This window comes from Rheinheimera sp. (genome assembly GCF_030690345.1).
Classification (GTDB): Bacteria; Pseudomonadota; Gammaproteobacteria; order Enterobacterales; family Alteromonadaceae; genus Alishewanella.
In genome coordinates, this window is record NZ_JAUYGV010000006.1 from 433,024 (window position 1) to 460,013 (window position 26,990).

Sequence of the window (26,990 nt, forward strand, 5' to 3'; positions counted from 1 at the left end):
GCAACTGATGCAACATTGGATGGAATGGGCGGTAGCGTTTTTTCTGTTGTTAGGTGGCAGCTTTGTGCTGATTGGTTCTATTGGCCTGAGCAGAATGCCGGACTTCTTTATGCGGCTGCATGGCCCAACCAAGGCCACGACCTTAGGCATGGGCGGTATCTTATTGGGCTCTATTTTCTTTTTCAGTATTTCCGGTGATGTCAGTGTGCACGAATTGTTGATCACTATTTTTCTGTTGATCACCGCACCTATCAGTGCGCATATGTTGATTAAAACAGCGCTGCATCACAAGCTGAAAGCGATAGAGAAAACTGCTGGTTTGGAGAATATTCACCCGGCACAACAAAAACAACACGACCGGCAACCAAAACCCTAGCCGTTAGCTTTCGTCAAAACCGTTTTTGATCAGATCAACCACAGCGCTGAGTGCCCGCTCAGCGTCTTCCCCCTCAGCGCATACCTGCAGGGTTTTGCCTTTGCTGCTGGCCAGCATTAATAACGCCAGCACGCTGCTGGCATCAGCGGTTTTTTCTTCCTGCATCAGTTCAATCCGCGCCGTAAACTGCTGACACAGCTGGGCCAGTTTGGTAGCTGCTCTGGCGTGCAAGCCCAATGGATTAACAATGGTGACAGTTTCACTGAGTTTAGGCATGATCAAGCCTTATTATGATGTCTGACCAATTCGCGGTGACGCAGCTGTACATCATCGCGTGAACTGCGATAGCTTTCAGCCAGACTTTCAACCATGTAGACAGAGCGGTGCTGACCGCCGGTGCAACCGATGGCAATGGTCAGATAGCTGCGGTTATTACGCTCCAGGTGCGGTAGCCAGGTGCTGATAAAACTGTTGATTTGCCAAATATACTTCGCTACTACCGGCTGTGCTGCCAGGTAATCTTTTACCGGCTGATCCAGCCCGGTCAGTGGTTTTAAGTCCGGCTCCCAGTGCGGGTTGGGCAAAAAGCGTGCATCAAAGACAAAGTCGGCGTCTTTGGGAATGCCGTATTTAAAGCCAAAAGATTCAAACAAAATAACCAGCCGGCCGGTTTTTTGCCCGAGGATACGCTCGCGTAATTGCTCCGCTAACTGATGTACGTTCAAATCCGTGGTGTCGATATACAGATCAGCTCGGCTGGAGATCGGATCCAGCAGCTGTTGTTCACGCGATATGGCTTCATCCAGCGACATAGCTTGATGCGACAGTGGATGCAGCCGGCGCGTTTCACTAAAGCGTTTAATCAGGCTGGCATGGTCGGCATCCAGATACAGGATGGTTAAATCCAGTTTACGTGGCAGATAAGATAAAATGTCCGCCAGTTCGTCCGGGTCTTGTGGCAGGTTGCGCACGTCAATACTGACGGCGACACGCTCATATTGCCCCATCACAGTGGTCGCAAGGGTAGGCAGCAGGTTTACCGGGATATTGTCGACACAGTAGTAGCCAAGGTCTTCCATCACACGCAGTGCAACAGACTTGCCTGAGCCGGAGCGACCACTGACTACCAGCAGCTTCATTTTGCCGGTTCCATTGCGCTGTATTCCACTAACAGCTGATACAACTGCTGGTTAGTATCGGCATGGCGGATTTTTTTTGTCAGCTCTTTTTGGCTGAGTAACCGCGCTATGCCGGCCAGGGTGCTCAGATGCGCCTGGCACTGATCTTCCGGGATTAAAATGGCACAGAAGATATCCACAGGCTGATTGTCAATGGCATCAAACGGAATGGCTTCTTTACTTACTACAAACACCAGCATTGGCTGTGTTACGCATTTTAGCTTGCCATGCGGAATGGCAATACCACCACCTATGCCGGTTGAGCCGAGCTTTTCACGTGTCATCAGCGCTTCAAGAATACTGTATTCTGTCATATCCGGCAGTTGCTGGTGCGCCAGCTCAGCGATATATTCCAGAATGCGCTTTTTGCTGTTAAAAAGAACTGCACTTTTAGTGCAGTTCTCGGCAAGCATAGAGGTTAAATTCATCATCATCTAATCAGTGTCGGGCTATTTTCTCTTTATGCTTAATGACCTGGCGATCTAACTTGTCTATCAGCTGGTCAATTGCAGCATACATGTTCTCATTTTCAGATACGGCAAACACTTCGCCACCGTTCAGGTGCAGCTTGGCTTCAGCGATCTGCTTCAATTTTTCCACGTTTAGGATCACATGTACATTGTTTATATGATCAAAATGCCGTTCCAGTTTAGCGAACTTGTTGTCTACGTATTCTTTTAAGGCAGAAGTGATTTCAACATGACGACCGGTTAGATTGATTTGCATAGACATATTCCTTCTTTAGGCTTATTTACAGCAAGGTCTTGCGTTGATTTGACGGCGGAATAAACAAAGACTCGCGATACTTGGCAATGGTGCGCCGCGCAACGTTAATGCCTTGTTCCAGCAGAATGTCAGCCATTTTGCTGTCACTCAACGGTTTAGCCGGGTTCTCCGCCGCCACTAATTTCTTAATAAAAGCCCGGATAGCAGTGGAGGAACACTCACCGCCGCTCTCCGTACTAACATGACTGGAAAAGAAGAACTTAAGTTCAAAAATACCTCGTGGTGTATGCATATACTTGTGTGTGGTAACACGGGAAATGGTGGACTCGTGCATGCCTACCATTTCAGCCACATCATTCAGTACCATGGGTTTCATGGCTTCCTCACCGTGTTCAAAAAAGGCCTGTTGCTGCTGCACTATGCAGTTAGCCACCTTTAACAAGGTTTCGTTACGGCTTTCCAGACTTTTTAAAAACCATTTCGCTTCCTGCAAATGTGAGCGGATAAACTGGCTGTCAGAGCTGTTTTTTGCCGTGCGGGACATAGCGGCATACTGCTGGTTTATCCGTACCTTTGGCATGGCGTCGGGGTTAAGTTCTACCTGCCAGCGGCCCTTTACTTTTTGCACGCTGACATCCGGAATTACATACTGTTGCTCTTCACGGATAACATCGGCACCGGGTCTAGGGTTAAGGCTGTGGATCAGCCGCATCACTTCTTTTAACTCATCCTCTTTGAGTCTAGTCACTCGCATCAAAGAACGAAAGTCACGATTAGCTAAAAATTCAGTATGCTCACTGATCATGTTGCGGGCTTCAGCCAGAAACGGCGTGTCGGGGTCAAACTGGCGTAGTTGCACCAACAGGCACTCTTGTACCGAACGGGCGCCGACACCTACCGGGTCAAACAACTGAATACGTTTAATAACGGCTTCTACTTCGTCGGCTTCAATATCGTCGACGCCAAGTGATTCAAGAATCTCTTCGCAGCTGATGGTTAACAGGCCGTTTTCGTCGATGGCTTCGATGATGATTTCTGCGATGGCGCGGTCGGTGTCAGAGAAAGGGGTAAGTTGCATTTGCCAGCGCAGGTAATCCTGCAGGCTTTCACTGGTTTCGCCCTGATACACATGGTCCTCATCACCACTGTTGTTACCGGCGCTGACCGGGGCGGCACTGACTAAGTCGTCCCAGTTATTATCCAGCGGTAAATCTTCCTGAATATTTTGTTCGGTCATCGACTCGCTGCTGTCCGGCTCTGCCGGCTCGTAGCTGTCATCAGGGTTATGGTCGACGTCAGTACCGTTGTCAGCTTGTTGTTGTGGTTCCTTGGGGGCGGTGTCAAAGCTATCGTACTCGTCTTCTGCTTCCAATAACGGATTAGCATCAAGAGCTTCCTGAATTTCCTGCTGCAACTCAATCGTCGACAGTTGTAACAGGCGGATAGCCTGTTGTAACTGCGGCGTCATGGTTAGTTGCTGTCCTAAGCGAAGTTGCAAAGAGGGCTTCATCTACTTCTACCGTTCTCCTGAATGACACGCTGGCATTATTTTTTGCTAACTATAGCCTGAATTGCTCACCCAGGTATACATCGCGTACCTTTTGATTCGACAGTACTTCCTGCGGCGGGCCCGACGCAATCAACTCGCCGTGGCTGACAATATAAGCGATTTCACACACATCCAGCGTTTCACGCACATTGTGGTCGGTAATTAACACGCCGATACCGCGTTGACACAGATGCTGAATAATTTTTTTAATATCGAGCACTGAAATCGGATCGACGCCGGCGAAGGGCTCATCCAACAGAATAAATGCCGGGTTGGCGGCCAGGGCTCTGGCTATTTCTACGCGGCGGCGTTCGCCGCCGGACAAACTCATGCCAAGGCTGTTTTTAATATGGCCGATATGGAATTCTTCCAGCAAATCGTCTGCCACTTCTTCGCGTTTGGCTGGCGTTAAGTCTTTGCGGGTTTGTAAAATAGCCAGCAGGTTGTCATGCACAGTAAGCTTGCGGAAAATAGAGCTTTCCTGCGGCAGATAGCCAATGCCTTGTCTGGCTCTGGCATGGATAGGATCAAAGGTAATATCTTTGTCATTCAGGCTTATCGTGCCTTTGTCAGAGGGAACCAGGCCGACAATCATATAAAAGGTAGTGGTTTTACCGGCACCGTTAGGCCCAAGTAAGCCGACAATTTGCCCGGCATTTACCTCAAGGCTGACATCTTTAACAACCTGCCTGCCTTTGTAGCTTTTGGCCAGATGCGACGCAACTAACTTCATGGATTATTTTTTTCCTCTGGCGTAAAGATAGTGGTAACGCGTTTGGATTCATTGCTTTCGGCGCTAAGCTCCTGCTTCTCTACGTTATACCTTATTGTCGAGGCCTTTACTACGCTGCCACTTTGCGCCAGTTCGGCATCGCCGGTTAATGTCAGCATCCGGCTGGCAGGCTCGTAGCGTATTTCGTTGGCCTTGGCGGTGACCGGTTGGCCGTCTGCCAATAACTGCGAGTAGCTGACCGGACTGCCGGTGGCGATATAAACTTCTTTGCCCTTGCCGGCGCTGGCATTAATTTCCAGTTGGTCGGCTTTCATCTGCAACGAGCCCTGAGTAACCACTACGTTATTGCGATAGGTCAGCACGTTTTCTTTTAGCGACGCCAGGTTATCGGCATCTATCTGTATTTGCTGGCTGTAGTCGGGCTGTTGTGCCATGACCACGCTGCTGCTCAGCAGCAACAGAGCGGAGATTATTTTATTGCTCATTTTGATATACCGTTTGCTGGTGTTGTAACAGCTGCAAGCTGCCGTTGGTCAAATCAGCCCGCAGGCCACTGCCGTTGATATAGAAACCTTTGCCCTGAATGAATACCGGCGCATCGTTTTGCAAGGTATTGCTTGGAAACAACATCTCCAATGTTTCTGTGTCTATGCGCTCAATCAGCTCGTTCGGCATCAGGCTTAAGATACTGACCTGTTGCTCCAGAATCACTCTGTCTTGATTAAACCAAATGGCCTGACGGCTACTGGCTTTCCAGCCGGGCTGGTGTTCGTCGTTGTAAAGGGTATACACCGGGTTTTCGAATCGGGTGAAGCCGAGTAATTCGAAATGTTCCAACCGGTCGGCGCTGACAGTGTCGGCCAGGTAGCCTTGTGCATCATACAAACGGCGGGTCACCTTTTGCGCCACATAATCCGGCAACAGTTCCTGGTCGGTTTGTAGCGCATCATTGTCATCTGCTGGTTCAAACCAGAGATAAGCGGCGGTTCCTGCCAGCAGAAAGACAATAAAAACAAAAAACTTTCTCATGAGCTGCTGCCATCAAATAAGCCGAAACGGTTTTGGCTGATCAGCAATAAATCACACAGCTCGCGCACCGCACCATAGCCGCCGGGCAAGCTGGTAATATAATCAGCTTGTTGCAACAGGTAAGGGTGGGCATCTTTTACCGCCACCGCTAAGCCACACTGCTGCATTACAGACCAATCTGCCAGATCATCGCCGATATAGGCAATTTGTGCCGGTGTAAGTTGCAATTTCTGCTGTAAATCGGCAAAAGCAGCCAGTTTATTTTCCTGGCCCTGGTAAATGTACGGCACTGTAAGCGATGTCATGCGTTGTTGTACTATGGCAGAATTGCGGCCGGTGATAACCGCAACTTCTACACCGGCCTGGCGCAAGGCCTTAATGCCGTAGCCATCGCGGGTATGAAAGGCTTTCAGTTCTTCACCGTTATTACCAAGATAAATCCGGCCATCGGAGAATACGCCGTCGACATCGCAAATCAGTAACTTAACGGCGGCGGCTTTAGCGTTGATTTGCTCACTGACAGGCTGATATAAGCTATTAAATAATGTCATCTTACAGCACTCCGGCCCGCAGTAAGTCATGCATATTCATGGCGCCAACCGGTTTGCCGCTGTCGTCCAGGATAATCAAACCGTTTATTTTCTTCTGCTGCATAATTTGCAACGCTTCTGCTGCCAACATTTGCGGCTGCGCAGTAATACAGCGGCGGGTCATCACATCGGCAATCAGGTTGGTATGGATATCATAGCGCTGATCGAGAATACGGCGTAAATCGCCGTCGGTAAAGATACCGGCTAAGGCGCCTGCATGGTCGACGATTGCCGTCATGCCAAGACCTTTTTTTGAAATCTCCAGTAACGCATCTTTAATGGTGGCCGTTTCGGGCACTAGCGGCACTTCAGCGCCACGGTGCATGACATCTTCCAGCCGCAATAACAGCTTGCGGCCAAGGCTGCCGCCGGGATGCGACAGCGCAAAATCATCGGCAGAAAAGCCGCGGGCATCCAGCAGCGCTACCGCCAGGGCATCACCCATTGCCAGGGTGGCGGTGGTGCTGGCAGTCGGCGCCAGGCCCAGCGGGCAGGCTTCCTGTTCTACTTTAACGCACAGATGAGCATCGGCCAGCTTCGCCAGCGTTGATGCCGGATTGCCGGTCATGGCAATCAGTTTAATCCCCAAACGTTTAATTACCGGAATAATCGTCAGCACTTCCGGCGTTTCACCGGAGTTGGAAATGGCAATCACCACATCCTCTGCCGACAACATACCTAAATCGCCATGGCTGGCTTCGCCCGGATGAACAAAAAAAGCCGGTGTGCCGGTGGATGCCAGGGTTGCTGCAATTTTGTTGGCGATATGGCCGGATTTCCCCATGCCGGAGACTATGGTTTTACCTTTACTGTCGAAAATAAGCTGGCAGGCCAGGTTAAAGTCGCTATCCAAATACTGCTGCAACTGTGCTACAGCTTCAGCTTCGATGCGTATTACCTCGGCAGCGCGGATACGAAAATCAGTTGTCATATCACTCTCAGTTCAAGAAGCGGTCAGGGCATTAAATAGCAGGTACTGATAACCGACAAAGCCACATAGCAGTATTGCGCCTTCCGCACGGTTAATCCGTCTGATTTTACCCAACCGCAGTGACATCAGCAGCATTATTACGGTGGCGGCTATCATGACATAGCTGTCGCGGCTGCCGGCCATAGGATCTAAACCTGCAGGGCCTATAACAGCGCCAAGCCCCAATACCGCCAGAATATTAAAAATATTCGAACCGATAATATTGCCCAAAGCTAAATCATCTTCACCTTTAAGTATACCGATAATACTGGCGGCCAACTCCGGCAAGCTGGTGCCTATGGCGATAATGGTTAAACCAATCACTAAATCGCTGAGGCCTGCGTAAGTGGCGATGGTTACGGCGCCATGGATTAATAATTGTGAGCTGGCCAACAATAACACCAGGCCAATACCGAGCCAAACCATCGCCCTTAACGCTGAGATTTGTGCCGGCATTTCCGCATTAAGTTCAGCAATTAGCGGATCATCCGGTGTGGCATGTTTACCCCAATAAACCAGCAATGCCAGAAAAGCAACAAAGGCCGTTAATAACAGAATGCCTTCAAAGCGCGTTAGCGCGTTGTCGGAAATAAAGTAGTAGCCCAGCAGGGTGCACAACAGCAGCAACGGATACTCGCGCTTTAGCGTTAACGATGAGACTGCAATCGGTTTTAATAACGCAGCGGCACCAATAACCAGCAAGATATTAGTGATATTTGAACCGAGCGCATTACCGACAGACGTATCTAAGCGTCCTTGCCAGGCCGCGCTGGCAGATACCAGCATTTCAGGCGCCGACGAGCCCATGGCAACGATAGTCAGGCCGATAATCATCGGTGATATACCGGCGGTGCGGGCGATAGAGGACGCGCCGAACACAAAGCGATCAGCGCTCCAAATCAGTAACACCAGCCCGACAACGACAAAAATAATGGCGAGTAGCAAAGGTGACAATATGTATTTCCCTGTTCTGTGTAAGTCTTGTGTAAGGTATCGCGTGGTATTTTCCTGCTTATCGGTGCGAATTGCAAAAAAAGCTGTAGTTTCCGGCTAATATCGATTTTTCGCACAGTTTGTTACGATTTTTTGTAACGACTTTAGTGCTGGATCCGTTTACAATAATCCAACGTAAACCTCAGTATAATTGAAAACATACACTAATGTATGTATATTGCATTTTATACCTACCAGGGCACAACAGCACTGACAGCGGCGGAGAGCATTTAAGGTGTCAGATATACTAATCGATATTCAACAACTGACGTTTAGTCGCGGTGAGCGGGTGATCTACCGTGACCTGAATATGCAGTTTGTCCGCGGCAAAGTAACTGCCATTATGGGCCCGAGCGGCATTGGCAAAACCACCTTACTGCGCTTAATTGGCGGACAATTAAAGCCGGATAGCGGCCATATCTTGTTTGCCGGCGAGGATATTCCTAAGCTGTCGCGCAGTGCACTTTATGCTGCCCGTCAGCGAATGAGTATGCTGTTCCAAAGTGGCGCACTGTTTACCGATATGACGGTTTTTGACAATGTAGCTTTTCCTATTCGTGAGCATACCCGGTTATCGGAATCACTTATCCGCCTGATTGTTTTAATGAAGTTGGAAGCCGTGGGGCTGCGTGGCGCACGTGATTTAATGCCGGCAGAATTATCCGGCGGTATGGCAAGACGGGCGGCCTTAGCGCGGGCTATCGCCCTGGACCCGGAACTGATCATGTATGACGAACCTTTTGCCGGTCAGGATCCGATCTCGATGGGGGTGATAGTGCGACTGATCCGGTCCTTGAATAATGCGTTGAATTTAACGTCGGTGGTGGTGTCTCATGACGTCACCGAAGTGATGAGTATTGCCGATTACGTCTATGTGGTGGCGGAACAAACGGTTATTGGTCATGGTACGCCGGAGCAACTACGGGCTCATCCTTCGCCATTAGTGCAGCAGTTTTTGAAAGGCGAGGCGGACGGAGCCGTACCGTTTCACTATAAAGCGGCACCTTATGAGCAGGAATTAATGGAGTTGGTCGGGTGATTGCAGATAAGTTACAACAACTCGGCGCGGGTACCATCAACAATGTCCGCGGTTTTGGCCGCGCCGGCATTATGCTGTTTGGTGCCTTGCTGGGTAAACCGGATATACGCAAAGGTTTCCCGCTGCTGATAAAGCAGCTGTATGTAATAGGGGTGCTGTCGTTACTGATTATCCTGGTGTCCGGCTTGTTTATCGGCATGGTACTGGCCTTACAGGGCTACACCGTATTGGTAAAGTTTGGCGCTGAACAAATGTTAGGCCCTTTGGTGGCATTAAGTTTGTTGCGTGAATTGGGCCCGGTGGTGACCGCCTTGCTGTTTGCCGGTCGTGCCGGCAGTGCTATTACAGCAGAAATTGGCCTGATGAAAGCAACAGAGCAGTTATCCGGTATGGAGATGATGGCTGTTGACCCGTTACGGCGTATTATTGCCCCCAGATTCTGGGCCGGTGTTATCAGCATGCCATTATTAGCGCTGATTTTTACAGCGGTGGGCATTTTGGGTGGTCATCTGGTTGGCGTCGACTGGTTAGGTGTTGATGGTGGCGGTTACTGGTCTGCAATGCAAGCCAATGTCGATTTGTACCAGGATGTGATGAACGGTGTGATTAAAAGTGTAGTGTTTGCTTTGATCGTGATGTGGATTGCCCTGCACAAAGGTTACGATGCTGTTCCCACTTCGGAAGGGATCAGCCAGGCAACAACACAAACGGTTGTTACTACGTCGCTGGCCGTGTTGGCTTTTGACTTTATTTTAACTGCATTAATGTTTGGTGGATAACATGACCACGCGGAAAATTGAAATATTAGTAGGTGGCTTTATTGTGTTGGCGATAGCGGCGTTTTTAATGCTGTCGTTGCAGGTGGCAAGTTCCGGTGTTGCCGGCACAGGACAAAGTTATCGCCTGCATGCCAAATTTGAAAATATCGGCGGTTTAAAAGTGCGCTCACCGGTGAAAGTCGGTGGTGTGGTAGTGGGGCGTGTCGCGGCAATTGAGCTTGATACCACCTATTACCGGCCGGTGGTAACGCTGGAAATCAACAACAGTTACAGCAACTTTCCTGAAACCAGCACTCTGGCAATTTTAACCTCAGGCTTACTGGGGGAGCAGTATTTGGGATTACAACCGGGTTTTCTTGATGAAACTGTTGAGATCCTGGCTGACGGTGACTATATCGAAGATACCAAGTCAGCTTTAGTGCTGGAAGAGTTGATTGGTCAATTTTTATTTAACCGCGGGAATTAATATGAAACTTTATGCATTGATACTGGCCGGCAGCTTAACCTTGCTGAGCCTGGCAGCAACCGGGGTTCGCTCTGAAACTCAGACGTATACCGATCCATATAAAATGATGGAAGTGCTGGCCGACAATACCTTTAGCCGGATTGCCAAAGATCAGAGCAAAATTGAAGCAGACCCGGAAGTGTTGCGGCTTATCGTTAATGAAGAGTTGGTACCCTATATCGACAGCCGCTATGCTGCTCTGCGGGTAATAGGTAACAGTGCCGATCTAAGAAATACGCCGCGTGAAGACCTGCTGGCTTTCGTCGATGCGTTTCAAAACTATATGGTGGCTACTTATGCCGGGGTATTTACTCAGTATCGTGATCAGAAAGTAATGATCGAACCGGCACGTGCTATTGATAACCAAAAGATTATCAGCATTAAAACCAGGGTAATAGACCCGGGTAAGCCGGATATTAATATTGAATTCAAATTACGTCGTGGCAAGGATGCGGATACCTGGTTGGTGTTTGACATGGTCGCCGAAGGTATTTCATTGCTGGACAGCAAAAGAGCGGAGTTGAGTAACCTTATCCGCCAGCAAGGCCTGAAAAGCGTCACCGTACTGCTGACAGAGAAAGCACAGGCGCCTATCACCCGGCCGGAGGAAAAGTGACATTAAAGATCGCGCAGCAAGCTGACGCTTTACATTTTACCGGTGTATTAAATCGTGATACGTTAATGCTGTATTCACCCTTTACGCAGTTAAATAAGCTGTCCGGCAACGTAAAGTTTGACTTTAACACGTTGGATAATATTGATACCGCCGGGTTAGCCTGGTTACTGCAGCAGCTGTCCGAAGCTAAACGGCTGGGCATCACGATTACGTTATGTAATGTGCCGCAACAGCTGCTATCATTGGCCGACGTGACGGCGGTACGATCTCTATTGCCAATTATTGATTAAGGTTTAGCTTTGGACACCAAGCAAATTGAGCAGTTGCTACAACAACAATTGCAACTGGCCGAGGTGATTGTCAGTGCGGAAGGCTCTCATTATGCCGTAACGGCAGTGGGTACCTGCTTCGCTGATATCAGCCGGGTAAAACAACAACAAATGATTTATGCGCCTTTAATGGCAGCCATTGCTGACGGCTCTATTCATGCGGTCAGCATCAAGACCTTTACGCCGGAGCAGTGGCGTAGAGAAAAACTTCTTAACCCTCCGATGTAGTAATTTATGCAGCAATTTCTTGTTACAGGTGGTCAGGCTTTACACGGTGATGTGATTATCTCCGGTGCCAAAAACGCCGCTTTGCCTATCCTTTTTGCCAGCTTATTATCAGAAAAACCCACTACGATAACCAATGTGCCTAAACTAAAAGACATTGAAACGACGGTGAAGTTGTTACAGTTGTTTGGTGCCGATGTCAGTTTTGCTGACAACGTAGTGCAGGTTGATGCCGGTAAAGTTCACAATCAGTTTGCACCTTATGAACTGGTAAAAACGATGCGTGCCTCTATTTTGGCACTGGGGCCTTTGCTCAGTCGTTTTGGCAGCGCTGAAGTGTCTTTACCTGGCGGCTGTGCTATTGGTGCCCGCCCGGTTAATCTGCATATTGACGGCTTGCGCAAGATGGGCGCCGAGATTGTGGTGGAAAACGGCTACATTAAAGCCCACGCCAGCCGGTTAAAAGGTGCGCATATCATTATGGATATGGTCAGCGTTACCGGCACAGAAAACCTGATGATGGCCGCGGTATTGGCCGATGGTATTACTACCATTGATAATGCCGCCCGCGAGCCGGAAGTGGTTGACCTGGCGGTATACCTTAATACCATGGGCGCGAAAATTTCCGGTGCCGGTACCGACTCTATTGTCATTGAAGGTGTAAGTGCCTTGCGGGGCGGTGAACACAGGGTGTTGCCGGATCGCATTGAAACCGGTACTTTTCTGGTGGCGGCGGCGGTGTCCGGCGGTGATGTTACCTGCCGCAGTACCGACCCGGCCGAGCTGGAAGTTGTGCTGGATAAGTTGCGTGAGGCCGGCGCTGAGATCACGACCGGTACGGACTGGATCCGCGCCAATATGACCGGGCGGCTATTGCGGGCAGTGAATGTTAAAACAGTACCACACCCTGGCTTCCCCACTGATATGCAAGCGCAGTTTACCGTGCTGAATGTTGTAGCCGACGGTGTTGGCATGGTTACAGAGACGATCTTTGAGAATCGTTTTATGCATGTGCCTGAATTACAGCGCATGGGGGCAAAAATTAGCCTGGAAGGTAATACTGCGGTATGCCAACATACCGCCAAACTGATGGCGGCTCAGGTGATGGCCACCGATTTACGCGCCTCTGCCAGCTTAGTTATTGCCGGTTTGGTTGCATCAGGTACCACAGTCGTGGATCGGATCTATCATATTGACCGTGGTTATGAGCAGATAGAGCACAAGCTCAGGCAACTCGGTGCCAATATTGAACGTGTTAACGCGGCTTCTTAGCCGCGTTTTTTATCGGCGCAACTCACGGGTTATAGCATTGATGGTGAGTTGCTGACCACTGCGGTCTACCGTTAGTGCCAGACTGGTATTGGGCTCGGTTTCAGCAATCATGTTCAGCGCTTGCTGCACAGTATCAAACTGCCGTCCGTCTATTGCCTGGATAATGTCGCCTATTTGCAAGCCCGCCTCGGCCGCCGGGCCGTTGGCGTTTACTGCCGTAATACTCAGGCCGTATAACCTTTGCCCGGAGGAAATCAGCTTGTCGCCGGCGGCGTTTACTACCGCATCACCGGATACACCTAAATTACTACGGGTAACCTTGCCGTGTTTAATCAGTTTTTGCATCACATTCAGGGCCAGCCGATACGGAATGGCAAAGAAAATACCCTGAATATCCTGACTCTCCAATTGAAACGCTGCGGCATTAATGCCAACCAGGGTACCATTACTGTTCACCAAAGCGCCACCGGAATTGCCACGGTTAATGGCGGCATCCATCCGCATAAAATCGATATAGCCACGCGAGCTTAAACCGGTATTGCCATTGGCGCTGATAATGCCTTGGGTAATAGTTTGGCCCAGATTCAACGGGTTCCCTATCGCCAGCACAACATCGCCTACCTGAGGGTCAAGTTCGGCATCTTGCGGTATCACCGGCAAATTGTCCGCCTGTACATATAGTACGGCCAAGTCTGTCAGCTCGTCCTGGCCAATTAATACCGCTTCTAACCAGCGGCCGTCCTGCAGGGCAATTTCGATATGGTCTGCGCCATACACCACATGATAGTTGGTCAGGATATAACCCTGTGCACTCATGACTACGCCGGAGCCAAGCTCTTGCCGCTCTATAGTGCGGGGTCGTAAAGAACGTGGATCAACCAGGGTGCTGCGGGTATAAACATTGACCACCGCCGATGCTGCACGGCGCACTGCTTTAGCGTAGCTGACAACCGTTTCTTCTCTACCGGCATCGTTGTTGCCGAATAATGGGGTCGACAGATAGTTAAAAGATGGGAAAAACAACATCAGCACAAAGGCCAGCGCCAGCCCGTAGGCTATGCTTTTAAGCAAAAAAAACAAAAATTTAGCCACGGAGTCGGTGTTGTCTGTAAAATTCAGGTAGTGCTAGCATAGCATTAATATCGTTTAAGCAGTAGCCGTTGGCTACTGCTTAAACCTTTGCTATCAGCGAATTAACACATAAAGGTTAGTGTTGCCACGTTGGATATTTAATGCGGCTACACCGCTGCGGTTTTCCAGAGCTTTACGCAGCTCTGCCAGATTAACCACACGCTGCCGGTTTACACCGACAATGACATCATCCACCAGCAAGCCGATCTGCGCAGCAGCAGAGTTGTTGCTTACCGCATCCACTTTTACCCCACCGTCAGTATTTGACAGTTCGGCGCCGTCCAGCATTGGATGCATTTGATTTGCCGCTACCTGGCCGGAGGATAACTCCTGCAACTTAACCGTTACGCTGCGCTCTTTGCCGTCGCGTAAAATACCCAGCTTGGCGTCACGGCCCGCACCCAAGGTGCCAACTTTGGCACGTAGCTCCAAAAAGGAGTTAATCTTATTGCCATTCATGCTGATAATAACGTCGCCGGATTTCAAACCTGCCTCTGCGGCTGCGCTGTCGGGTAGCACCTCGTTAACAAAGGCGCCACGACTTACACTTAAGTTCATCGCTTCGGTTAGTTCGGCATTTACGTCCCCACCACGGATGCCTAAGCTGCCGCGACGAATTTCGCCATATTCCACAATTTGGTCGACCAGGTTTTTCATCATATTGGCCGGGATGGCAAAACCAATACCGATATTGCCACCGTTTGGCCCGAGAATCGCGGTGTTTATACCGATTAACTCGCCGCGCAAGTTCACCAGGGCACCACCGGAGTTGCCGCTGTTAATGGCTGCATCGGTTTGGATAAAATCTTCCAGCCCCTCAATACCCAGACCGCCGCGGCCCAACGCACTGATAATGCCGGAGGTAACGGTTTGCTCCAGGCCAAAAGGATTACCAATGGCAACGGCAAAATCGCCCACCCGTGTTTTGTCAGAGTCTGCCAGGGGAATTTGTACCAGATTTTTCGCTTCAATTTGTAACAGAGCAATGTCACTTTCCGGATCGGCGCCGAGTTTTTTCGCCTTAAAAGTACGGCCGTCTTTTAAGCGGACTTCAATATCGTTGGCATCCTCAATTACGTGATTATTGGTAACGATATAGCCTTTATCAGCATCTATCACTACGCCGGAGCCCAGACCTTTGAAAGGGCGCTCTTCGCGGTATTCGTTCGGGCCGCGTTGGCCAAAGAAATAACGGAAGGCTTCAGGTAAGCGTTGGCGTACTTCGCGGCTGCCTTCTACCGAGATGTGCACTACTGCCGGAGTAGCTTGCTCCAGCATTGGCGCCAGGGTGGGTATTTCCTGCTCAGATGAGAAAAACGGTATTCTGGCATCCGCGGGAGTGGCTGTTGTCAACAACAGGCTGGCTGTAACGGCGGCGCCAAGCAATGACAATTTCTTATTCATAGCGTAATAGTCTCCTTCAATGATCTGCGACTAAGAACGTGTAGCAATAAAAAAAGTTCAGCTGACAGTGCTGTACATATGTAACAAATTATTCGCCCGGTTTGCTGTGCTTACGCTCTTTAATCAGGCCGCTGGCTTCACCGGAGTAATCGCGCGGCTGCTGTTCGGCGTTTGAGTAAACGCGGCGCTTTTCATCAATTTGATTTAACGATTGGCGGATATAAGCTGCGGTGTCGCCTGACAGATAATTTATGTCCTGCCGCACCGATTCTGTTGGCCGCTCTACCAGTTGCATCTTTGAGTCAGCAATATGCCTTGCAATGCGGGAATAGTTATCTTGCAGTTGAGTCATTAGCTGATTGGTGGTTTCCAGGTGGCTGGATACATCCTGCCTGTATTGCGCCAACTGAGCCTGACTTTCTTCCAGTTCCAGCTGTAATTTATGCTGATTAAGCTGCTTTAATGTAATTAAACGCGCGATAACGGCGCCGATAACTAAGCCAGCGCCAAGCCAGGCTGCGGCGTACATATAGTCCATAATAACTCCTGCGGGGTAATATCTTCCAATAGTGTAACCTAACTTCTTATCCACAGTGGTAAGGCATGTTACTATTATCTCTCATATTTAGGGCTTATCAGCGCAGCTTTCAAGTAAGACTCAGATGACACCACTAGAAAAATACCGCCAGGACTTAACGCGTGACGATTTTCAGCATGACGCCGCGCAGGAATTCGCTGTTGTCCAACTGCAACGTTTATATGATGATTTCGTCATTCAAAAGCCTGCCTCTGTTTCGCTGTGGCAACGGCTGCGCGGCAAAACAGCAGTTCAGCCACCAATACAGGGTTTGTATTTTTGGGGGGGAGTTGGCCGCGGTAAAACCTACCTGGTTGATACCTTTTATGAGTGTCTGCCCGGCACACGCAAATTGCGCATTCACTTTCACCGCTTTATGCATCGCGTGCATGAAGAGCTTAAACTACTAAAAGGTGTTAGTGATCCGCTGGAGAAGGTGGCGGATAAGTTTAAGCAGGAAACCGATATTCTGTGCTTTGACGAGTTTTTTGTTTCTGACATTACCGACGCGATGATCCTCGGCACCCTGATGCAAGCTTTATTTGCCCGCGGTATTACCCTTGTGGCTACGTCAAACATCGAGCCGGATGGTTTGTACCGTAACGGTTTGCAGCGCGCCCGCTTTTTACCGGCCATCGAGCTGATTAAGCAACATACGCAAACGGTTAATGTTGACAGCGGCATAGACTACCGGTTGCGTACGCTGGAAAAGGCGGAAATATATCATTATCCGTTGGATGCACAGGCCGAGACGAACTTGTTGCAGTATTTCACCGCCTTGTCGGTTGAACCGCGCCAACAGCAGGCAGAGATAGAAGTTGCCAATCGAAAATTACACGCCAGGCACGAGGCTGACGGCATTGTTTGGTTTGATTTTTCTGAGCTGTGTGAAACCGCGCGCAGCCAATATGATTATATGGAATTAAGCCGCTGTTACCATACGGTGTTGTTGTCCGGGGTAAAAATCATGGGGCGGCAAAATGACGACGTAGCGCGGCGTTTTATTGCCCTGGTAGATGAGTTCTATGAGCGCCACGTTAAGCTGATTATTTCCGCACAAACTGCGCTGGAACAACTGTATAGCGATGGCATTTTAAACTTTGAGTTTAAACGCTGTATCAGCCGGTTGCAGGAAATGCAGTCGCGCGATTATCTGGCTAAAGCACACTTACCTTAACTTTTTTGCCAATTCAGTGGAATTTTTTAGACAAGGTGCTGATTTTTGCAATTGGTTAATATATAATCCGCGCCCGGCCTACGTTACAGCCTAATACTGCCGTTAGCCCGGTAGTTTTTGTACTCGAAGGGGTACGCTAACGACACAAGCTGCATCAGCCCTGCACTGTGTCAGGTGTAACTAAGTTATTTTTGGATAGATAAATGAAAACTTTTACTGCTAAGCCAGAAAGCGTAACCCGCGACTGGTTCGTTGTTGATGCGACAGGTAAAACACTGGGCCGTATCGCAACAGAAATCGCTGCCCGTTTACGTGGTAAGCACAAGCCAGAGTACACTCCACACGTTGATACCGGTGATTACATCATCGTGGTAAATGCGGAAAAAGTGGCGGTTACCGGCAACAAAGCACAGAACAAAATGTATTATTCTCACACTGGCTTCCCTGGTGGTATCAAGGAAATCAGCTTCGAGAAATTGATCGCGAAGAAACCAGAAATGGTTCTGGAACTTGCTATTAAAGGCATGTTACCAAAAGGTCCACTGGGCCGCGCTATGTTCCGTAAGTTGAAAGTTTACGCCGGCGCCGAGCATCAGCATGCTGCTCAGCAACCGCAAGTATTAGATATTTAATCGGAGCATAACATGGCACAGAATCAATATTACGGAACTGGTCGTCGTAAAAGCTCAACGGCCCGCGTTTTCATCAAAGCCGGTTCAGGTAACATCGTTGTTAATCAGCGCGCGTTAACTGAATACTTCGGTCGTGAAACAGCTTGTATGATTGTTAAACAACCATTAGAGCTGGTTGGTATGGTTGAGAAATTCGACCTGTACATCACTGTTAAAGGTGGTGGTATCAGCGGTCAGGCCGGTGCTATCCGTCACGGTATTACCCGTGCACTGATGGAATTCGACGAGTCACTGCGTCCGGCACTGCGTAAAGCAGGCTTCGTTACCCGTGACGCGCGTCAGGTTGAACGTAAGAAAGTGGGTCTGCGTAAAGCACGTAAACGTCCACAGTACTCAAAACGTTAAGCGTTTTTCAAGTACAAAGCCCGGCACCTCGTTGCCGGGTTTTTTTTGCCTGTATTTTACCGTCGGCAGCAGCGGCAAACCGGCTGCGAAACTTTGCCGTATAACGCAAAAGGCTAAGATAATACTGATTCAGTTTGCCTTAATCCTTGTGTAAAGCAGGGCTTTTCATTATGATCGGCGTTATTTTTTCGATTTATAATAATTGCTGAAATTCAGCCGCTTAAATTCTGTTTAAGCGTTAACGTGGAGATGAGTGGATGAGCAATGCGCCTGTAGATCATGGTCGCCGCCGCTTCCTTACCATTGCAACCTCAGTTGTAGGGGGCGTGGGTGCTGTCGGAGCTGCTGTGCCTTTTGTCGCGTCCTGGATGCCAAGTGAAAAGGCAAAACAGGCTGGGGCAGCGGTCAGTGCGGACATCAGTAAGCTTGAGCCGGGGCAACTTATCCGGGTTGAGTGGCGTGGCAAGCCGGTTTGGATCGTAAAGCGGCCTCAGGCTATGCTGGACGAGCTGGCCACGCACGAAGACAAGCTGCGTGACCCTGCATCTGAAGTTGAACAACAACCTGCTTACGCACAAAATCGTCATCGCTCGAAAAAGCCGGAGATTTTTGTTGCTGTAGGTATTTGTACTCACCTCGGTTGTTCTCCTACCTATATCGCGAATGATTTTGCCGCCCAGGTTGAAGGTGTCAGTTCAGGCTTTTTCTGCCCTTGCCACGGTTCTAAGTTTGATATGGCCGGCCGTGTGTTCCAAAGTGTACCGGCGCCATCTAACCTGCAGATCCCTCCGTATATGTTTATCGACGACAATACCATTGTGATTGGTGAAGATGAGGGGACTGTCTGATGTTTAAAAATCTGATGAGCTGGATTGAATACCGCTTGCCATTCATGGATAAAATGAATCTCCATGTAATGCAGTACCCGGCACCGAAAAATTTTAACTTCTGGTACTTCTTTGGCTCGCTGGCCATGTTGGTACTGGTAAACCAGATCCTTACCGGTATCTGGTTGACGATGAACTACGAACCTTCAGCCGACGGCGCTTTTGCTTCTGTTGAATACATTATGCGCGATGTTGATTACGGCTGGTTACTGCGGTATATGCACTCTACCGGTGCTTCTGCCTTCTTCGTTGTGGTTTACCTGCATATGCTGCGTGGCATGATGTATGGCTCTTACCAGAAACCACGTGAGCTGCTGTGGATTTTTGGTATGTTGATTTTCCTCGTGCTGATGGCTGAAGCTTTTATGGGCTACTTGCTGCCATGGGGCCAGATGTCGTTCTGGGGGGCACAGGTTATTATTTCTATCTTCGGCGTTATTCCCGGCATTGGTGAAGACTTAACGCTGTGGATCCGTGGTGACTATGTTATTTCCGGCGCTACGCTAAACCGTTTCTTTGCGTTGCATGTTATTGCCCTGCCGCTGGTGCTGGTTATTCTGGTATTCCTGCATATTATGGCGCTGCACGAAGTAGGGTCAAATAACCCTGACGGTATCGACATTAAGAAAGACAATGACGGTTCTGTTGTGCAGACTGAAGCGGATAAGAAATTCACTTTCCATCAATACTTTACCCGTGGCGGAAAGAAAGTAATTGTTGATGCAATCCCGTTCCACCCGTACTACACGGTAAAAGACTTAGTCGGCGTGGCAGGCTTCCTGCTTATTTTTGCCTGGGTAATTTTCTTCCTGCCGGAAGGTGGTGGTTACTTCCTTGAGCCACCGAACTTTGAAGCAGCTAACCCGTTGAAGACGCCTGCACACATTGCACCGGTCTGGTATTTCACGCCGTTCTACGCCATTTTACGTGCTGTACCTGACCAGTTGTTTGGCGCCATTTTTATGTTCCTGGCTATCATAGCACTGGCATTATTACCGTGGATTGATCGCGGCTCAGTGCGTTCTATGCGTTACCGCAGTGGTTTGCATACAGCTAACCTGATCAACTTCTGCATCAGCTTTGTAGCTTTAGGTGTATTGGGTGTGCTGCCTGCTGAGGGTATCTATACTTTATTAGCGCAGATATTCTCGTTTACATACTTTGGCTTCTTTATTTTGTTGTGGTTCTACAGCAAGAATGAAAAAACAAAACCATTACCAGTAAGGTTAACCTGATGATGAAGAACCTATTTTCAGTAATTGCTTTAGTGGCGTCGTCATGGGCAATGGCTGCCGGCCCTGCTGTTCATCTGGACAAGGCGCCTATCGATTTGACAGACAAAGCCTCATTGCAACATGGTGCTAAGTTGTTCCAGAATTATTGTTTGGGCTGCCACCAAATGCAGTACCAGCGTTATTCCCGTACCTTCCGCGATTTAGATATCCCGGAAGATGTCGGCATGGAAAACCTGATGTTTACCGGTGAAAAAGTGGGTGATCATATTAAAAACAATATGGCAACCAAGGATGCCGAAAAGTGGTTTGGTGCAGCGCCGCCGGATTTAACCAACGTGGCGCGCGTACGTGGCCCGGACTGGTTGTACACTTATTTACGCAGTTTTTATGCTGATCCGTCACGGCCGTTTGGGGTAAATAACGACGTATTCCCAATGGTAGGTATGCCGCATGTACTGCAGGAACTGCAAGGCATGCCATACAAAGCCTACGAGACGCGTTTGGTGGATGGTGAGTCAAAGCAGGTTTATGTTGGCATTAAAACCGACGGTACCGGTGAGCTGAGTACAGAAGAATATGATCGAGCTGTAGCAGATCTGGTAAACTATCTGGAATACGTTGGTGAGCCGACCAAACTGGAATCACGTGAGCTTGGTACCAAGGTTATAGTGTTCCTGCTGATTTTCTTTGTGCTGGCATACTTGCTGAAAAAAGAATATTGGAAAGATGTACATTAACTAGTTATTTCAACTAGATATGTTTACAGGGGCCTTAGCGCCCCTTTGCCGTTTTTTATTTTACCGGAGGAAGACATGGCGATCACTGCCAACAAACGCCCTGTGATGACATTGTTCTCAGCTGCTGATGACATGTTCAGCCATCAGGTACGTATAGTACTGGCTGAAAAAGGCGTAACTGTCGATATTCTTCAGGTCGCACAAGATAATTTGCCGGAGGACCTGTACGAAGTAAACCCGTATGGCAGCCTGCCAACTTTGCTTGATCGTGAACTGGCGTTGTATCAAGCCAATATTATTATGGAGTACCTGGACGAGCGTTTTCCGCACCCGCCGCTGATGCCGGTATATCCGGTAGCACGTGGCCAGGCGCGCCTGATGATGTACCGCATAGAGAAAGATTGGTACCGTCAGGCTGCTGCCATTCTCAATGGTGATGAAAACGCTGCCACGGCACGGCAGGAGCTGCGGGAAGGCTTACTGTCTATTGCACCATTGTTTAACGAAACGCCGTTTTTTATGAGCGAAGAGTTTGGCTTGGTTGACTGCTATATGGCAGCCTTGCTGTGGCGTTTGCCGTTATTGGGCATTGAGCTGAACGGCCCTGGTAGCAAAGAGCTGAAAAATTATATGACACGTATTTTTGAACGTGATGCGTTTCAGGCTTCATTAAGTGACGTGGAGCGTGAGATCCGCAGAGGAATGAAGTTTTAATGAAGATGACGCCAAACCGCCCGTATTTGCTACGGGCGTTTTACGAGTGGATTGTCGATAATAATGGCACGCCTTATCTGGTGGTAGACGCAACAGCCAGCGATGTAAAGGTGCCCACCCAGTTTGTACAGAATGGCCAGATAGTGCTGAATACTGCACCCTCTGCGGTAGGTAACCTGCAACTGGGTAATGATGCGGTAACCTTTAATGCCCGCTTCGGTGGTAAACCCTTTGCGCTGTACATTCCGGTAACGGCAGTGTTAGCGATTTATGCCCGTGAAAACGGCGCCGGCACAGTGTTTACGCTGGAAGAAGAAGAAGACGAAGCAGAAATCTTCAGTGATAGTCTGGATGATGAACCTGTACCGCCGGAACCACCTAAGCCAAAAAGAGCGTCACACTTAAAGGTTGTGAAGTAACAAAGTCATGAAGTAACAAAGTGGCGCTAGCGGCTGATCTCTGCCTTTGCTGTGGCAACTTGCCAAAATGCCTGAATAAGCGGTTCGTGCAGCCGCTTATTCAGCATACAAACCCCCAAGTCAAACGGCTCAAAGCGGTAATTCAGCTCCAATGCCCTGACGCGGTCTTTCACCGGGCTGTTTACTACCACTGCATCAGCTACCAGAGCAACACCGGTACCCAAGGCTACCATCGATACCATGGCTTCATGGCCATCCACCTTAGCGACAACCAGTGGTGTTATTGCCATATCGGCCAGCCAGCGGTCAAAGCGGCTGCGGGCCGGGCCATGTTCCGGCATAATCAGCGGTACCTTGTGCCACTGAACCGGATCTTGTTGCAATAAATCGTTCACTTTACAGGGAATAGTAGGGGCTATCAGCATCACCGGCAGGCTGGCAATGCTTTTGAACGCCAGGTTGGCCGGCAGATGAGCCGGGTGCGCTGCCAGCGCAATATCGGCTTCATCCAGCCGCACTTTCTCTATCGCCGAAGCGGCATCGCCGGTGGTCAGTTTTATTTCAGCTTTCGGACACAGTAAACGAAACCGATCCAGAATTGCCGGTAAATGGCTGTAACTGGCAGTAACGGTACAAAATAAGCGGATTTCGCCGGTTAATTCGGCGCTGGCCAGCTGCAAATCTACTTGTAGCTGATGCCATTCATCCAACCAGGTACGGACGAACCGTTGAAAACGCTGCCCGGCGGATGTGAGCCGAACAGAGCGTTTGTCACGGAAAAACAGCTCAGTGCCCAATTCTTCTTCCAGCCGTTGAATTACCCGTGTCAGCGTAGGCGGGCTGACATACATTTGTTCGCTGGTTTTACTGAAATTTAAACTGCTGGCCAAATGCTGAAACAATTGAGCACTACGGATATCCATACAAAAGCCTTTATTTCAAAATATGAAATACAGACTTCAGAATATATCACTTCACGCAACGAAAAACAGCAACTAGTATTAGCTCATTAAAGCAGACAGCCAGTGCTGCTTATGCTCACCAACAGGTTAGAGCGGTTACAACGAATTTAGAGAAGTATCATGACAAACTATTTTAATACGCTGAATTTACGTCAGCAGTTAGGCCAGTTGGCGCAGTGCCGCTTTATGGATAAGGCTGAATTCGCCAACGGTTGTGAGCTGTTAAAAGGTTGGAATATCGTTATTGTTGGCTGTGGTGCCCAAGGCTTAAACCAGGGCCTGAACATGCGTGACTCCGGGTTAAATATCAGCTACGCGCTGCGTGCAGAAGCGATTGCCGAAAAACGCGCGTCGTTTCAAAAAGCCAGCAGTAACAGTTTTACGGTTGGTACCTATGAAGAGTTAATTCCGACGGCAGATTTAGTATTAAATCTGACGCCTGATAAACAGCATAGCAGTGTGGTTGATGCTGTTATGCCGCTGATGAAGCAGGGCGCTACCCTGGCTTACTCACACGGTTTTAATATTGTTGAAGAAGGGAAGCAAATCCGGCCTGACATCACGGTAGTGATGGTGGCACCTAAGTGCCCGGGTACCGAAGTACGTGAAGAATATAAAAGAGGATTTGGGGTACCGACATTGATCGCGGTACACCCGGAAAATGATCCCAAAGGACAAGGCTTAGACATTGCCAAAGCATATGCATCGGCAACGGGGGGAGATAGGGCTGGTGTGCTGCAGTCGTCTTTCGTGGCGGAGGTAAAATCCGACCTGATGGGCGAGCAAACTATCCTGTGTGGCATGTTACAAACCGGCGCCATTTTAGCATTTGATAAAATGGTCGCCGATGGAGTGGAGCCAGGTTATGCCGCCAAACTAATCCAGTACGGCTGGGAAACCGTGACCGAAGCGTTAAAACATGGTGGTATCACCAATATGATGGACCGCTTGAGTAATCCGGCGAAAATCAAAGCTTTTGACTTGGCTGAACAGTTGAAAACCACACTGCGGCCTTTGTTTGAAAAGCATATGGACGATATTATCAGTGGCGAGTTTTCCCGCACCATGATGACAGACTGGGCGAACGACGATAAAAATTTGCTGACCTGGCGTGAGCAAACCCGCAGCAGTGGCTTTGAGCAAGCACCGGTGTCGGACGAGAAAATTGCTGAACAAGATTATTTTGACCGCGGTTTATTGTTAGTTGCCATGGTTAAAGCCGGCGTAGAGTTGGCATTTGAAACCATGGTCGATGCCGGCATAGTAGCGGAGTCAGCATACTACGAGTCGCTACATGAGACGCCGTTAATCGCCAATACCATAGCGCGTAAACGCTTGTATGAAATGAATGTGGTGATATCAGATACCGCTGAATACGGTAACTATCTGTTTGCCCATGCGGCGGTGCCATTACTGAAAGATATGGTTAATAGCTTAAGTAGTGAGTACATCGGTAAAGGCATCAGCGGCAGTAATGGCGTGGATAACCTGAAACTGATAGCGGTGAACGAGGCTATCCGCCAGCATCCGGTAGAGACGGTAGGTAAAAAATTACGTGGTTATATGACAGCGATGAAACGCATAGTGGAGTCAAATCAGTAACCGGAAGAATGACGTGGTTAAAGGTGTACGGCAAGCCAAAAGCGGCTGTGCTACCTGACCAATAATGATGTTATACGTGGACCTTGGTTGTTTTGCCCTGCTATGCAGGGCTTTTTTTTCGCGTTAAGCTAAGGTTTCTGAAACAGGAGCATGGCAAGATGAAAACGATAGCCCTGGTTGCACATGACGGCAAGAAACAGGCTCTACTGCAATGGGTGGCGGCGCATAAAGCGTTCTTTGCTGATAAGCAGTTGGTAGCAACCGGTACTACCGGTAAGTTAGTTGCAGCTGCGCTACAGCAGGATGTAGTGTGTCTGGCCAGTGGCCCTTTGGGTGGCGATCAACAAATTGGCGCTATGATAGCTGAGCAAAAAATTGACTGGCTGGTGTTTTTTTGGGATCCGCTGTCATCGCAGCCGCATGACCCGGATGTAAAAGCATTGATCCGTTTAGCGGTGGTGTGGAATATACCGGTGGCGTGTAATCAGGCTACAGCAGACTTTATTATCCATTCCAGTCTGTATCAGCAGGATTATCAGCGTGAAGTGCCGGATTTTTCGGTGTACCAAAAGCGGCTGGACAAACAGTAACGCTCTGGTAGCTGTACCAGGTTGCCCGTGCTAAGTGAAGATAATGAATGAAGATTAACTTACAGCGGTTGTTGCGGTATGGAGGAAGAAGGTAGGCCGCATACTGCGCGGCCACCTAAGGTCCTGTTTCGTCATCCTGTCGATACTGTCCTTAGCATATCATCCCTGGCTCCGTCCCGGAGTGTTCCTGAGGCATCCTGCCTGATCCTGTCATCCTTAAACATTATCATCCTGATAATGTGCTCTCATCCTGAGAGTGTCCTGTATCTTCCGTGCAATTCTCAGCGCCTGTGAAGAATCTGAAAAAAGGCCTGCTCGTCCTGAGCGTGTCCTGTTATTCATCCTTGTGCTATCCTAGCCAGACACTGCGTCCTGCAGTTACACCCTGTCATCCTGTCAGGGGGTCGATCCGTTGACGAGTTAAGTATGAACTCTGCAGCGCGATTTAAGCATGGCTTTTGAGAAAAAAGCACAGTGTAATATTATTGTAAAACATGATAACTATGCCATTTAACGATATTTATCATTAACTTATAAGTGTTTCTTGTTGTGAGTTTCCGGGGTAAATAGCGTTTAAGCTCACTCATTTGTGAGATATATCTCACAACAAAGCCTGCCGTTAGGGTGCGATATGTCGCAGCCGGGCTGAAAACCTGTGGTTACAAAAGGAATATTATGGCCAGAGAGCAACTGGGTGTTTGTGCTGAAGCGAATTTACATGGCAGTTATTTACTATTTAATGCATTAGAGGGGCATGAACGGGTGCTGCGGCACAAGCTGGCCCGTTTGCCGCAATTATTTGACCGGCTTGCTGAACATTTTTCTGAAGCAATGCTCACAGGGGTGGTCGCTATTGGCAGTAGTTTTTGGGATCTGCTGTATCCTGATGCCAGGCCGGCCGGCCTTACTGCTTTTCCGGATTTGAGCACTGAAGATATCGATTTGGCGCCGGTGCCTTTGGATATACTGATCCAAATTCGTTCAGACCGGTTAGACGTCAACATCATTGCCAGCCTGCAGGTACAGCAGATGTTGCAAGGTCATGTTGAATTACAAGACCAGTTACAGGGTTTCCGTTATCTGGATGGCCGGAACCTGAGCGGCTTTGTTGATGCACCTTATAATCCAAAAGGCCGTGCCAAGCGGCAGGCGGCTTTGGTGGATGCGGCGCAGCAACCGGTATTTGCCGCCGGCAGCTATGTCTATCTGCAACGTTTGGCTTTTGATGCTGTAGCCTGGCAACAACTGGCTGTGTCTGAGCAGGAAGAAATCATGGGCTACGACAAAGTCAGTGGCAAAAGATTAGCCGGCGCGATGCTGTTGCCTGACAGTCATATTACATTGATGCTGCCGGATCCGGACAGCTCATCGCGGGTACTGCAACAGAATATGCCGTTTTGTCTGCTACCACAGCAGGGGCTGATACAGCTGAGTTTCGCCGCAGATACGGCTGCGTTGCAGCAGCAACTAACGAACAGGCTTGGTCTGGCAACACAGGGGAGGGGCTACGATCTGTTGTTAAACTACTGCCGCATTGAGCTGAGTGCGGCTTTCTTTGCACCTTCAATCAGCTTTTTGGAGTTGTCTGCCAAAGTATAACGCGCTCTTC

The 26,990-nt window shown here is 49.1% G+C and carries 34 protein-coding genes; 19 read left to right on the forward strand and 15 right to left on the reverse strand.

Annotated elements, in window-relative coordinates; translation table 11 throughout:
- Positions 1-7: 7 nt before the first annotated feature.
- Positions 8-376: a Na+/H+ antiporter subunit G gene (locus Q8O77_RS06555; protein WP_305552053.1), complete on the forward strand. Its 369-nt coding sequence runs from the start codon at positions 8-10 to the stop codon at positions 374-376.
- A 3-nt stretch (positions 377-379) separates the two neighbouring features.
- On the opposite strand, the gene Q8O77_RS06560 is transcribed toward Q8O77_RS06555, so the two are convergent.
- Genes Q8O77_RS06560 through Q8O77_RS06610 form a run of 11 tightly spaced genes read right to left on the reverse strand, consistent with a single transcriptional unit; the run spans position 380 to position 8,105 of the window.
- Positions 380-652, reverse strand: a complete 273-nt coding sequence (locus tag Q8O77_RS06560) for an HPr family phosphocarrier protein (protein ID WP_305552054.1) — start codon at positions 650-652, stop codon at positions 380-382.
- 2 nt (positions 653-654) lie between these two features.
- Positions 655-1,515, reverse strand: coding sequence for an RNase adapter RapZ (gene rapZ, locus Q8O77_RS06565; protein ID WP_305552055.1), 861 nt, complete (start codon positions 1,513-1,515; stop codon positions 655-657).
- Positions 1,512-1,988: a PTS IIA-like nitrogen regulatory protein PtsN gene (gene ptsN / locus Q8O77_RS06570; protein WP_305552056.1), complete on the reverse strand. Its 477-nt coding sequence runs from the start codon at positions 1,986-1,988 to the stop codon at positions 1,512-1,514. The genes rapZ and ptsN overlap by 4 nt, the downstream gene beginning before the upstream one ends.
- A gap of 4 nt (positions 1,989-1,992) precedes the next feature.
- Positions 1,993-2,280: a ribosome hibernation promoting factor gene (gene hpf, locus Q8O77_RS06575; RefSeq protein ID WP_173501607.1), complete on the reverse strand. Its 288-nt coding sequence runs from the start codon at positions 2,278-2,280 to the stop codon at positions 1,993-1,995.
- Positions 2,281-2,305: 25 nt separating this feature from the next.
- Positions 2,306-3,790 (reverse strand): RNA polymerase factor sigma-54, encoded by a 1,485-nt coding sequence (locus Q8O77_RS06580; protein WP_305552057.1) that lies wholly within the window; start codon positions 3,788-3,790, stop codon positions 2,306-2,308.
- Positions 3,791-3,839: 49 nt separating this feature from the next.
- On the reverse strand, positions 3,840-4,562 hold the full coding sequence (gene lptB, locus Q8O77_RS06585) for an LPS export ABC transporter ATP-binding protein (RefSeq protein WP_305552058.1): 723 nt from the start codon (positions 4,560-4,562) through the stop codon (positions 3,840-3,842).
- Complete coding sequence (gene lptA / locus Q8O77_RS06590) at positions 4,559-5,047, reverse strand: lipopolysaccharide transport periplasmic protein LptA (protein ID WP_305552059.1); 489 nt, start codon at positions 5,045-5,047, stop codon at positions 4,559-4,561. Before lptA ends, lptB begins: the two co-directional genes overlap by 4 nt.
- Entirely contained in the window at positions 5,037-5,591 is a 555-nt protein-coding gene (gene lptC, locus Q8O77_RS06595; RefSeq protein WP_305552060.1) for an LPS export ABC transporter periplasmic protein LptC, read from the reverse strand. The genes lptA and lptC overlap by 11 nt, the downstream gene beginning before the upstream one ends.
- The gene (gene kdsC, locus Q8O77_RS06600) at positions 5,588-6,142 is read right to left on the reverse strand and encodes a 3-deoxy-manno-octulosonate-8-phosphatase KdsC (protein ID WP_305552061.1); all 555 of its coding nucleotides are present in this window, start codon (positions 6,140-6,142) and stop codon (positions 5,588-5,590) included. The genes lptC and kdsC overlap by 4 nt, the downstream gene beginning before the upstream one ends.
- Before the next feature lies 1 nt (position 6,143).
- On the reverse strand, positions 6,144-7,112 hold the full coding sequence (locus Q8O77_RS06605) for a KpsF/GutQ family sugar-phosphate isomerase (RefSeq protein ID WP_305552062.1): 969 nt from the start codon (positions 7,110-7,112) through the stop codon (positions 6,144-6,146).
- Between the two features lie 12 nt (positions 7,113-7,124).
- A complete protein-coding gene (locus tag Q8O77_RS06610; RefSeq protein ID WP_305552063.1) occupies positions 7,125-8,105 on the reverse strand; it encodes a calcium/sodium antiporter in 981 nt (326 codons plus the stop codon).
- A gap of 274 nt (positions 8,106-8,379) precedes the next feature.
- Between Q8O77_RS06610 and Q8O77_RS06615 the strand changes: the two genes are divergently transcribed.
- From Q8O77_RS06615 to murA, 7 genes are read left to right on the forward strand one after another with little or no spacing between them, the layout of a single operon-like run.
- Positions 8,380-9,183, forward strand: a complete 804-nt coding sequence (locus Q8O77_RS06615; RefSeq protein ID WP_305552064.1) for an ATP-binding cassette domain-containing protein — start codon at positions 8,380-8,382, stop codon at positions 9,181-9,183.
- The gene (mlaE, locus tag Q8O77_RS06620; RefSeq protein ID WP_305552065.1) at positions 9,180-9,962 is read left to right on the forward strand and encodes a lipid asymmetry maintenance ABC transporter permease subunit MlaE; all 783 of its coding nucleotides are present in this window, start codon (positions 9,180-9,182) and stop codon (positions 9,960-9,962) included. The genes Q8O77_RS06615 and mlaE overlap by 4 nt, the downstream gene beginning before the upstream one ends.
- A 1-nt stretch (position 9,963) precedes the next feature.
- The gene (mlaD, locus tag Q8O77_RS06625; RefSeq protein ID WP_305552066.1) at positions 9,964-10,428 is read left to right on the forward strand and encodes an outer membrane lipid asymmetry maintenance protein MlaD; all 465 of its coding nucleotides are present in this window, start codon (positions 9,964-9,966) and stop codon (positions 10,426-10,428) included.
- A 1-nt stretch (position 10,429) separates the two neighbouring features.
- The gene (locus tag Q8O77_RS06630; protein WP_305552067.1) at positions 10,430-11,083 is read left to right on the forward strand and encodes a phospholipid-binding protein MlaC; all 654 of its coding nucleotides are present in this window, start codon (positions 10,430-10,432) and stop codon (positions 11,081-11,083) included.
- Positions 11,080-11,373, forward strand: a complete 294-nt coding sequence (locus Q8O77_RS06635; RefSeq protein ID WP_305552068.1) for a lipid asymmetry maintenance protein MlaB — start codon at positions 11,080-11,082, stop codon at positions 11,371-11,373. Before Q8O77_RS06630 ends, Q8O77_RS06635 begins: the two co-directional genes overlap by 4 nt.
- A 9-nt stretch (positions 11,374-11,382) precedes the next feature.
- Entirely contained in the window at positions 11,383-11,640 is a 258-nt protein-coding gene (locus Q8O77_RS06640; protein ID WP_305552069.1) for a BolA family protein, read from the forward strand.
- Positions 11,641-11,646: 6 nt separating this feature from the next.
- Positions 11,647-12,909 carry a UDP-N-acetylglucosamine 1-carboxyvinyltransferase gene (gene murA, locus Q8O77_RS06645; RefSeq protein ID WP_305552070.1) on the forward strand — a complete coding sequence of 421 codons (1,263 nt, stop codon included), beginning with the start codon at positions 11,647-11,649 and terminating at the stop codon, positions 12,907-12,909.
- 9 nt (positions 12,910-12,918) lie between these two features.
- On the opposite strand, the gene Q8O77_RS06650 is transcribed toward murA, so the two are convergent.
- From Q8O77_RS06650 to Q8O77_RS06660, 3 genes are all read right to left on the reverse strand, one after another.
- The gene (locus Q8O77_RS06650) at positions 12,919-13,989 is read right to left on the reverse strand and encodes a trypsin-like peptidase domain-containing protein (RefSeq protein ID WP_305552071.1); all 1,071 of its coding nucleotides are present in this window, start codon (positions 13,987-13,989) and stop codon (positions 12,919-12,921) included.
- Between the two features lie 105 nt (positions 13,990-14,094).
- Positions 14,095-15,444: a Do family serine endopeptidase gene (locus Q8O77_RS06655; RefSeq protein ID WP_305552072.1), complete on the reverse strand. Its 1,350-nt coding sequence runs from the start codon at positions 15,442-15,444 to the stop codon at positions 14,095-14,097.
- A gap of 88 nt (positions 15,445-15,532) precedes the next feature.
- Positions 15,533-15,982 (reverse strand): YhcB family protein, encoded by a 450-nt coding sequence (locus Q8O77_RS06660; RefSeq protein ID WP_305552073.1) that lies wholly within the window; start codon positions 15,980-15,982, stop codon positions 15,533-15,535.
- Between the two features lie 124 nt (positions 15,983-16,106).
- Here Q8O77_RS06660 and zapE point away from each other — a divergent pair, with 124 nt between their 5' ends.
- The 8 genes from zapE (at position 16,107) to Q8O77_RS06700 (ending at position 22,227) form a co-directional block, all read left to right on the forward strand.
- Positions 16,107-17,198, forward strand: a complete 1,092-nt coding sequence (gene zapE / locus Q8O77_RS06665; protein ID WP_305552074.1) for a cell division protein ZapE — start codon at positions 16,107-16,109, stop codon at positions 17,196-17,198.
- Positions 17,199-17,401: 203 nt separating this feature from the next.
- On the forward strand, positions 17,402-17,830 hold the full coding sequence (gene rplM / locus Q8O77_RS06670; RefSeq protein ID WP_305552075.1) for a 50S ribosomal protein L13: 429 nt from the start codon (positions 17,402-17,404) through the stop codon (positions 17,828-17,830).
- Positions 17,831-17,842: 12 nt separating this feature from the next.
- A complete protein-coding gene (gene rpsI, locus Q8O77_RS06675) occupies positions 17,843-18,235 on the forward strand; it encodes a 30S ribosomal protein S9 (protein ID WP_068233894.1) in 393 nt (130 codons plus the stop codon).
- Between the two features lie 257 nt (positions 18,236-18,492).
- A complete protein-coding gene (gene petA / locus Q8O77_RS06680) occupies positions 18,493-19,083 on the forward strand; it encodes a ubiquinol-cytochrome c reductase iron-sulfur subunit (protein ID WP_305552076.1) in 591 nt (196 codons plus the stop codon).
- Positions 19,083-20,357 carry a cytochrome b N-terminal domain-containing protein gene (locus Q8O77_RS06685; protein WP_305552077.1) on the forward strand — a complete coding sequence of 425 codons (1,275 nt, stop codon included), beginning with the start codon at positions 19,083-19,085 and terminating at the stop codon, positions 20,355-20,357. Before petA ends, Q8O77_RS06685 begins: the two co-directional genes overlap by 1 nt.
- A gap of 2 nt (positions 20,358-20,359) precedes the next feature.
- Complete coding sequence (locus tag Q8O77_RS06690; RefSeq protein WP_371133469.1) at positions 20,360-21,094, forward strand: cytochrome c1; 735 nt, start codon at positions 20,360-20,362, stop codon at positions 21,092-21,094.
- A gap of 75 nt (positions 21,095-21,169) precedes the next feature.
- A complete protein-coding gene (gene sspA / locus Q8O77_RS06695; protein ID WP_305552079.1) occupies positions 21,170-21,808 on the forward strand; it encodes a stringent starvation protein SspA in 639 nt (212 codons plus the stop codon).
- Positions 21,809-21,813: 5 nt separating this feature from the next.
- Positions 21,814-22,227 (forward strand): ClpXP protease specificity-enhancing factor, encoded by a 414-nt coding sequence (locus Q8O77_RS06700; protein ID WP_305552842.1) that lies wholly within the window; start codon positions 21,814-21,816, stop codon positions 22,225-22,227.
- 26 nt (positions 22,228-22,253) lie between these two features.
- Here Q8O77_RS06700 and ilvY read toward each other — a convergent pair whose 3' ends face one another.
- Positions 22,254-23,150 (reverse strand): HTH-type transcriptional activator IlvY, encoded by an 897-nt coding sequence (gene ilvY / locus Q8O77_RS06705; RefSeq protein WP_305552080.1) that lies wholly within the window; start codon positions 23,148-23,150, stop codon positions 22,254-22,256.
- Positions 23,151-23,309: 159 nt separating this feature from the next.
- Between ilvY and ilvC the strand changes: the two genes are divergently transcribed.
- From ilvC to Q8O77_RS06720, 3 genes are all read left to right on the forward strand, one after another.
- Positions 23,310-24,791 carry a ketol-acid reductoisomerase gene (gene ilvC / locus Q8O77_RS06710; protein WP_305552081.1) on the forward strand — a complete coding sequence of 494 codons (1,482 nt, stop codon included), beginning with the start codon at positions 23,310-23,312 and terminating at the stop codon, positions 24,789-24,791.
- Between the two features lie 158 nt (positions 24,792-24,949).
- Entirely contained in the window at positions 24,950-25,381 is a 432-nt protein-coding gene (locus Q8O77_RS06715) for a methylglyoxal synthase (RefSeq protein WP_305552082.1), read from the forward strand.
- A 675-nt stretch (positions 25,382-26,056) separates the two neighbouring features.
- Positions 26,057-26,980, forward strand: a complete 924-nt coding sequence (locus Q8O77_RS06720) for a Dyp-type peroxidase (protein ID WP_305552083.1) — start codon at positions 26,057-26,059, stop codon at positions 26,978-26,980.
- The last annotated feature ends 10 nt before the right edge of the window (positions 26,981-26,990 follow it).

Coding starts and splice junctions, on each gene's coding strand:
- Q8O77_RS06555 (WP_305552053.1), top strand. CDS start 8: ATGCAACATTGGATGGAATGGGCGGTAGCGTTTTTTCTGTTGTTAGGT.
- Q8O77_RS06560 (WP_305552054.1), bottom strand. CDS start 652: ATGCCTAAACTCAGTGAAACTGTCACCATTGTTAATCCATTGGGCTTG.
- rapZ (WP_305552055.1), bottom strand. CDS start 1,515: ATGAAGCTGCTGGTAGTCAGTGGTCGCTCCGGCTCAGGCAAGTCTGTT.
- ptsN (WP_305552056.1), bottom strand. CDS start 1,988: ATGATGATGAATTTAACCTCTATGCTTGCCGAGAACTGCACTAAAAGT.
- hpf (WP_173501607.1), bottom strand. CDS start 2,280: ATGCAAATCAATCTAACCGGTCGTCATGTTGAAATCACTTCTGCCTTA.
- Q8O77_RS06580 (WP_305552057.1), bottom strand. CDS start 3,790: ATGAAGCCCTCTTTGCAACTTCGCTTAGGACAGCAACTAACCATGACG.
- lptB (WP_305552058.1), bottom strand. CDS start 4,562: ATGAAGTTAGTTGCGTCGCATCTGGCCAAAAGCTACAAAGGCAGGCAG.
- lptA (WP_305552059.1), bottom strand. CDS start 5,047: ATGAGCAATAAAATAATCTCCGCTCTGTTGCTGCTGAGCAGCAGCGTG.
- lptC (WP_305552060.1), bottom strand. CDS start 5,591: ATGAGAAAGTTTTTTGTTTTTATTGTCTTTCTGCTGGCAGGAACCGCC.
- kdsC (WP_305552061.1), bottom strand. CDS start 6,142: ATGACATTATTTAATAGCTTATATCAGCCTGTCAGTGAGCAAATCAAC.
- Q8O77_RS06605 (WP_305552062.1), bottom strand. CDS start 7,112: ATGACAACTGATTTTCGTATCCGCGCTGCCGAGGTAATACGCATCGAA.
- mlaD (WP_305552066.1), top strand. CDS start 9,964: ATGACCACGCGGAAAATTGAAATATTAGTAGGTGGCTTTATTGTGTTG.
- Q8O77_RS06630 (WP_305552067.1), top strand. CDS start 10,430: ATGAAACTTTATGCATTGATACTGGCCGGCAGCTTAACCTTGCTGAGC.
- murA (WP_305552070.1), top strand. CDS start 11,647: ATGCAGCAATTTCTTGTTACAGGTGGTCAGGCTTTACACGGTGATGTG.
- Q8O77_RS06655 (WP_305552072.1), bottom strand. CDS start 15,444: ATGAATAAGAAATTGTCATTGCTTGGCGCCGCCGTTACAGCCAGCCTG.
- Q8O77_RS06660 (WP_305552073.1), bottom strand. CDS start 15,982: ATGGACTATATGTACGCCGCAGCCTGGCTTGGCGCTGGCTTAGTTATC.
- zapE (WP_305552074.1), top strand. CDS start 16,107: ATGACACCACTAGAAAAATACCGCCAGGACTTAACGCGTGACGATTTT.
- rplM (WP_305552075.1), top strand. CDS start 17,402: ATGAAAACTTTTACTGCTAAGCCAGAAAGCGTAACCCGCGACTGGTTC.
- rpsI (WP_068233894.1), top strand. CDS start 17,843: ATGGCACAGAATCAATATTACGGAACTGGTCGTCGTAAAAGCTCAACG.
- petA (WP_305552076.1), top strand. CDS start 18,493: ATGAGCAATGCGCCTGTAGATCATGGTCGCCGCCGCTTCCTTACCATT.
- Q8O77_RS06685 (WP_305552077.1), top strand. CDS start 19,083: ATGTTTAAAAATCTGATGAGCTGGATTGAATACCGCTTGCCATTCATG.
- Q8O77_RS06690 (WP_371133469.1), top strand. CDS start 20,360: ATGAAGAACCTATTTTCAGTAATTGCTTTAGTGGCGTCGTCATGGGCA.
- sspA (WP_305552079.1), top strand. CDS start 21,170: ATGGCGATCACTGCCAACAAACGCCCTGTGATGACATTGTTCTCAGCT.
- Q8O77_RS06700 (WP_305552842.1), top strand. CDS start 21,814: ATGACGCCAAACCGCCCGTATTTGCTACGGGCGTTTTACGAGTGGATT.
- ilvY (WP_305552080.1), bottom strand. CDS start 23,150: ATGGATATCCGTAGTGCTCAATTGTTTCAGCATTTGGCCAGCAGTTTA.
- ilvC (WP_305552081.1), top strand. CDS start 23,310: ATGACAAACTATTTTAATACGCTGAATTTACGTCAGCAGTTAGGCCAG.
- Q8O77_RS06715 (WP_305552082.1), top strand. CDS start 24,950: ATGAAAACGATAGCCCTGGTTGCACATGACGGCAAGAAACAGGCTCTA.
- Q8O77_RS06720 (WP_305552083.1), top strand. CDS start 26,057: ATGGCCAGAGAGCAACTGGGTGTTTGTGCTGAAGCGAATTTACATGGC.